Raw genomic sequence first — 4,354 nt, forward strand, 5'->3', positions numbered from 1 at the left:
CCTCACTACGCCCAACGCGAAACAACAACGCGCGCTCGATCTGCTCCAGCAGATCCGTCTGTAGACAGAAACCGGAACCCCAAACTCACGCCAAGTGCTTGTCGTGCAAAGACAAACTCGCTCGGCGATTGGAGGAACTTCGGCCTAGAAGCCATCGTCCCTTCGTTGCCCTGGGTGCGCCAGATGCCGGCAATGGGGCAGCTGCTCGCCCACGGGCCGGCTGACCCTGAATCCGCATCTCGTGAAGGCGCGGCGCGGATGCATCGAACACGTGATCGTCCATGAGTTGTGCCATCTCACGGCGCACAACCGCGGACCGCAGTTCCACTGCGCGCTCGATGCGCACATGCCTGCCTGGCGCGAACTGAAGAAGCGGCTGGACGCGCTGGCCGAACAGCTCATGTCCTGGACGCCAGCCACCGGCTGACCTGCGTGGCGAGCCAGGGGCCGTCGTCGAGCGCCAGATCGTGACCGGCGGTGGGATGCTCCACAATCTCGGCGCCCCATTGGCGCGCCAGGCGGCGCGAGCAGCTGGCATCCACCAGGGCGTCGTGACGGCTGGCGAGCACGAGCATGGGCGGGCCTGGGGCCCGCGACGGCGCGCGGTAGCGCGCGGCCGCCAGCAGTTGCCGCAGCGCGTTCGAGCGCGAGACCGGCCGGGCATCGCGCAGGGCCGTCCATGCGTCGACGACGGGCGCGCCGGGCTGCAGATGATGGCTGGTTAGGCGCAGGACGCTTTCCTCGCGCTGGCGATTCGTCCGGCGCGCGAACAGAACGCCGAGCAGCGCGCCGTAGTTGGCCGGCCGTAGGCGCCGATACCAGGGGCTGATGGGCCGCAGGCTGGTGTTGACGAGCACGCAGGCCGCGACCTCATCGGGGTGCCGCGCGGCCCAGTCCACCGCCACCATCGCGCCCAGCGACATCGCGAGCAAATGGTAGGGCGGCGCGATGCCCATCGCCTGCAGTTGCCGCCGGCAGTCCTGCGTCGTCGCCTCGATGCGCGCCGGACTGCGCGCGTGGTGGAGTCGTCCCGCGCCGGGCAGGTCGAGCGCCAGCACGCGCGCCCCGGGCAGGTGCTCGCGCAGCGTCTCGGGAAAGGGGCTCCAATGCCCGCTCTCCCGCGTCAGGCCGCGCAGCAGGATCCAGGTGCTCATCGCATGCGGGGGCGGTACCACCGCGCCATCGCCTGTTCCCGGTGCCGCGCCCTTTGCTCGCCCAGCGGCAGCCAGCGCTCGTGGCTGCCCGCGGCCCGCGTGATGAAGTCCAGCCACCCGAGATGCGTGCGCAGCACGCGCTGCTGGCGGTGCTGGATCATCGGATTGAAGATGCCGTGGCGCGAGAAGATCTGTCGCGGGTTCTTCTTGATCCACAGCCACGAGCCCATCTCCAGCGTCACCGGCAGGAACATGCCCTTCGGCTGGCGGCAGGCGCCCATGTACAGGTGGTCCCACAGGTCGCCGTGCGCGAGGTACTGGCGGCTCTGCGGCTCCAGCACGTAGCGATGATGCAGCAGGCTCTGGTCGAGGATCTCGCACAGGGCGTGGATCTCCGGCAGATGCGCGATCGGCCGCGCCGTGTGCGCGAACGGAAACCAGATGCGGTCGATCAGGCCGAAGCCCGAATGGCAATCCACCGCGATGCTCAAGGGCCGGCCCCACAGTTCGTCCTCGACGATCCTGCACAGCGCGGCGCTCTCGCATTCCATCGGCGCGCCCTGGGCGCCGCGATACCACGGCAGTGCGGCGCTCAGGCGTTGCCCGGCGAGAAGGTAGGGCACGCGCTCGACCGATTCCACCGGGGCATTGCGCATCAGGTCCACCCCGTTGGGATTGGCGCGTGTGCCAAGCCAGAGGCCGCCTGGGTTGACGAGCGGCACGAAGACGAGGCGGATCGATTCCAGCTGCCGATGCAGCGTCTCGTCCCACTGCAGGCGCATCACGAGGCTGCGCAGGTAGGCGATGGTCACTTCCGCGCCGATGCGTTCCAGTCCGTGCACGCCGCCGAAGAAACCGACCGCCGGCACGTCCTTTCTGGCGCTGCCGAGCACGAAAACCTGCACCGGAAAGCGCCGCTCGCCGGCCTGGACCTCGCACAGCACGCGCTGCTCCATGTGGGGCCCCGCCAAGTCGGCGAGCCTTTGCAGCTCCAGCAGTTCGGGCAGTTCCGTCGGTGTCACTCGGGCATGGCGGGAGGGTCGTGTGTGCGCGCAGGATACCGACAAAGCGCGACATCAATGCGTCACACAAAGGCCGTACGGTGAGCGCATGCCCTTCACCCTTCTTCCTTCGACGCGTCACCCCTTCCGCGGCATCGGCAGCGCCTTGTTGTGGGGCATCGTCGAGTGCGTGGCGCTCGCGCGTTCACGCCTTGCGACGCGGCTGCGCCACGGCCGCTGAGCGGCAGGCGCCGGGACGGCTCAGGCCTCGGCGATCACCATCCACGAGACGCCGAAACGGTCCGCCACCATGCCGAAGGCCGGCGAGAAGAAAGTCTTGCCCATCGGCATCTGAACCTGCCCGCCGTCGCCGAGCGCGGCGAAGAGCCGCTTGGCCTCGGCTTCGTTCGCGGCCGACAGCGAGAGCGAAACCCCCTTGAACTCCGGCTGGCCCGAGGCGCGCCCGTCGGACGCCATCACCACGGTCTCGCCGATGCTGAAGCTCGAATGCATGATCTTGTCGTCGGAGCCCGGCGGGCACATCCCGGGCTGAGGCGGCTCGGGGCTTTCCTTGAAGCGCATCAACATCGTCACTTCGGCGCCGAGCTTGGCGCGGTAGAACTCGATCGCTTCTTCGCAACGTCCTTCGAAGAACAGGTAAGGCTGGACCTTCATGAGAACACTCCTTCGCGGTTGAGGAAAACCCAGGCGAGCACGCGCATCGCATGGGGGGTCTTGTCACGTTGTGTACAACGTCCACAAGACAATAACAAAGACAATGGACGGTGTCCACATGAAAACCGCCATGAGCATCCCGACGTCCTCCATTCCCCCGGCGCGCAGCACCTACCGTCACGGCGATCTGCGACGGGCGCTTCTTGGTGCGGGAGTGGAGCTGGCGCGCGGCGGCGGCCCGGAGGCGGTGGTCCTGCGCGAAGCCACGCGGCGCGCGGGCGTCGTTCCCAATGCGGCCTATCGGCATTTCGCGAGCCGGCAGGCCTTGCTGCAGGCCGTGCGCGCGGCCGCCTTGTCGGAGGCCGCGACGGCGATGGAGGCCGAGCTGGCGGCGCTGCCAACCGGCCAGGCGCCGCTCGACCACGCGCGCGCGTGCGTGCGCGCCGTGGGCACGGGCTACCTGCGCTTCGCGCTGACGCAGACCGGTCTGTTCCGCACCGCCTTCGGCTCGATGCTCGATGTGAGCGGAGCGCCCGACGAGGCCAAGGCCGGCAGGAGCGGCCTGAACCCCTTCGAGCTGCTCGGTGCCGCGCTCGACCGGCTGGTGCAGGCCGGGGGGTTGCCCCCCGAGCGCCGCCCCGGCGCCGAATACCTCGCCTGGTCGGCGGTACATGGCATGGCCTTGCTGGTCATCGAGGGACCCTTGCGCGGCCTCGAAGCCGAGGAGGCGCATGCGCTCGGCCAGCGCCTCCTGGACATGGTCGAGAGAGGCTTGTAGCGCCATGCGGACCGATTCCAGGCTCATCGCCGGCATCGACTTCGCCGCGCCCTCGCACGAGGTGGCGCGCCTGCTGATCGGCGTGACGCTGCTGATCGATGGCGTGGGCGGGCGCATCGTCGAGACCGAGGCCTACGACAGTGAGGACCCGGCCTCGCACAGCTTCGGCGGCCTCACGCCGCGCAATGCCGCCCTGTTCGGGCCGCCGGGGCGGGCCTATGTCTATCTTTCCTACGGCATCCACTGGTGCCTGAACTTCGTGTGTCGCGAGGAGGGGCACGGCGCGGGGGTCTTGATCCGCGCGTTGGACCCGGCGATGGGCATCGAGCGGATGCGCGAGCGCCGCGGCTTCGATAACCCGCGCCTGTTGTGCGCCGGCCCGGGGCGCGTCGGGCAGGCGCTCGGCGTCGATGCCGGCTTCAACGGCAAGGCGCTCGATGCCCCGCCCTTCCTGCTCCTCGCCGCACCGGAAGACCATCCCGAGGTGACGGTGGAGATCGGCCCGCGCATCGGCATTTCCAAAGCCGCGGATGTGCCCTGGCGCTTCGGCGAACGAGGCTCGCGCTTCCTGAGCCGGCCATTCAAGGCGCGCGCGGGCTAGACCGAAGTTCCAGCGCCGCGTGCGCCGGTTTCAGCCAATAAGCCCTCTGGAATCAATGAGATAGGTGCTTTCTTGGTTTGCTGGATGTAGGCATGTATTTTCTTGAATATGCCAATGACATCGCCTATATATGTAGGCATGCATG

6 protein-coding genes and 1 pseudogene are annotated in these 4,354 nt (G+C 68.4%); 4 read left to right on the forward strand and 3 right to left on the reverse strand.

The window, feature by feature from the left end:
* Positions 1–193 precede the first annotated feature (193 nt).
* A pseudogene (locus AC1DNF_RS35235) lies at positions 194–427 on the forward strand (M48 metallopeptidase family protein); the annotation flags it as partial.
* Here AC1DNF_RS35235 and AC1DNF_RS35240 read toward each other — a convergent pair.
* Together AC1DNF_RS35240 and AC1DNF_RS35245 are read right to left on the reverse strand one after the other, a co-directional pair.
* Positions 399–1,154, reverse strand: coding sequence for an alpha/beta fold hydrolase (locus tag AC1DNF_RS35240; RefSeq protein ID WP_478153525.1), 756 nt, complete (start codon positions 1,152–1,154; stop codon positions 399–401). The pseudogene AC1DNF_RS35235 and the gene AC1DNF_RS35240 sit on opposite strands and share 29 nt — an antisense overlap.
* A complete protein-coding gene (locus tag AC1DNF_RS35245) occupies positions 1,151–2,176 on the reverse strand; it encodes a M14 family zinc carboxypeptidase (RefSeq protein ID WP_478153527.1) in 1,026 nt (341 codons plus the stop codon). Before AC1DNF_RS35245 ends, AC1DNF_RS35240 begins: the two co-directional genes overlap by 4 nt.
* Positions 2,177–2,264: 88 nt before the next feature.
* Here AC1DNF_RS35245 and AC1DNF_RS35250 point away from each other — a divergent pair, with 88 nt between their 5' ends.
* On the forward strand, positions 2,265–2,396 hold the full coding sequence (locus tag AC1DNF_RS35250) for a hypothetical protein (RefSeq protein ID WP_478153528.1): 132 nt from the start codon (positions 2,265–2,267) through the stop codon (positions 2,394–2,396).
* Positions 2,397–2,416: 20 nt separating this feature from the next.
* Here the strand turns inward: AC1DNF_RS35250 and AC1DNF_RS35255 are convergent, their stop codons facing one another.
* Complete coding sequence (locus AC1DNF_RS35255; protein WP_478153529.1) at positions 2,417–2,830, reverse strand: VOC family protein; 414 nt, start codon at positions 2,828–2,830, stop codon at positions 2,417–2,419.
* 118 nt (positions 2,831–2,948) lie between these two features.
* On the opposite strand from AC1DNF_RS35255, the gene AC1DNF_RS35260 reads away from it, so the two are divergent.
* Entirely contained in the window at positions 2,949–3,608 is a 660-nt protein-coding gene (locus tag AC1DNF_RS35260) for a TetR/AcrR family transcriptional regulator (protein WP_478153531.1), read from the forward strand.
* Between the two features lie 4 nt (positions 3,609–3,612).
* On the forward strand, positions 3,613–4,209 hold the full coding sequence (locus tag AC1DNF_RS35265) for a DNA-3-methyladenine glycosylase (protein ID WP_478153532.1): 597 nt from the start codon (positions 3,613–3,615) through the stop codon (positions 4,207–4,209).
* Positions 4,210–4,354: the final 145 nt, after the last annotated feature.

This window comes from Variovorax sp. 01T432 (genome assembly GCF_056398605.1).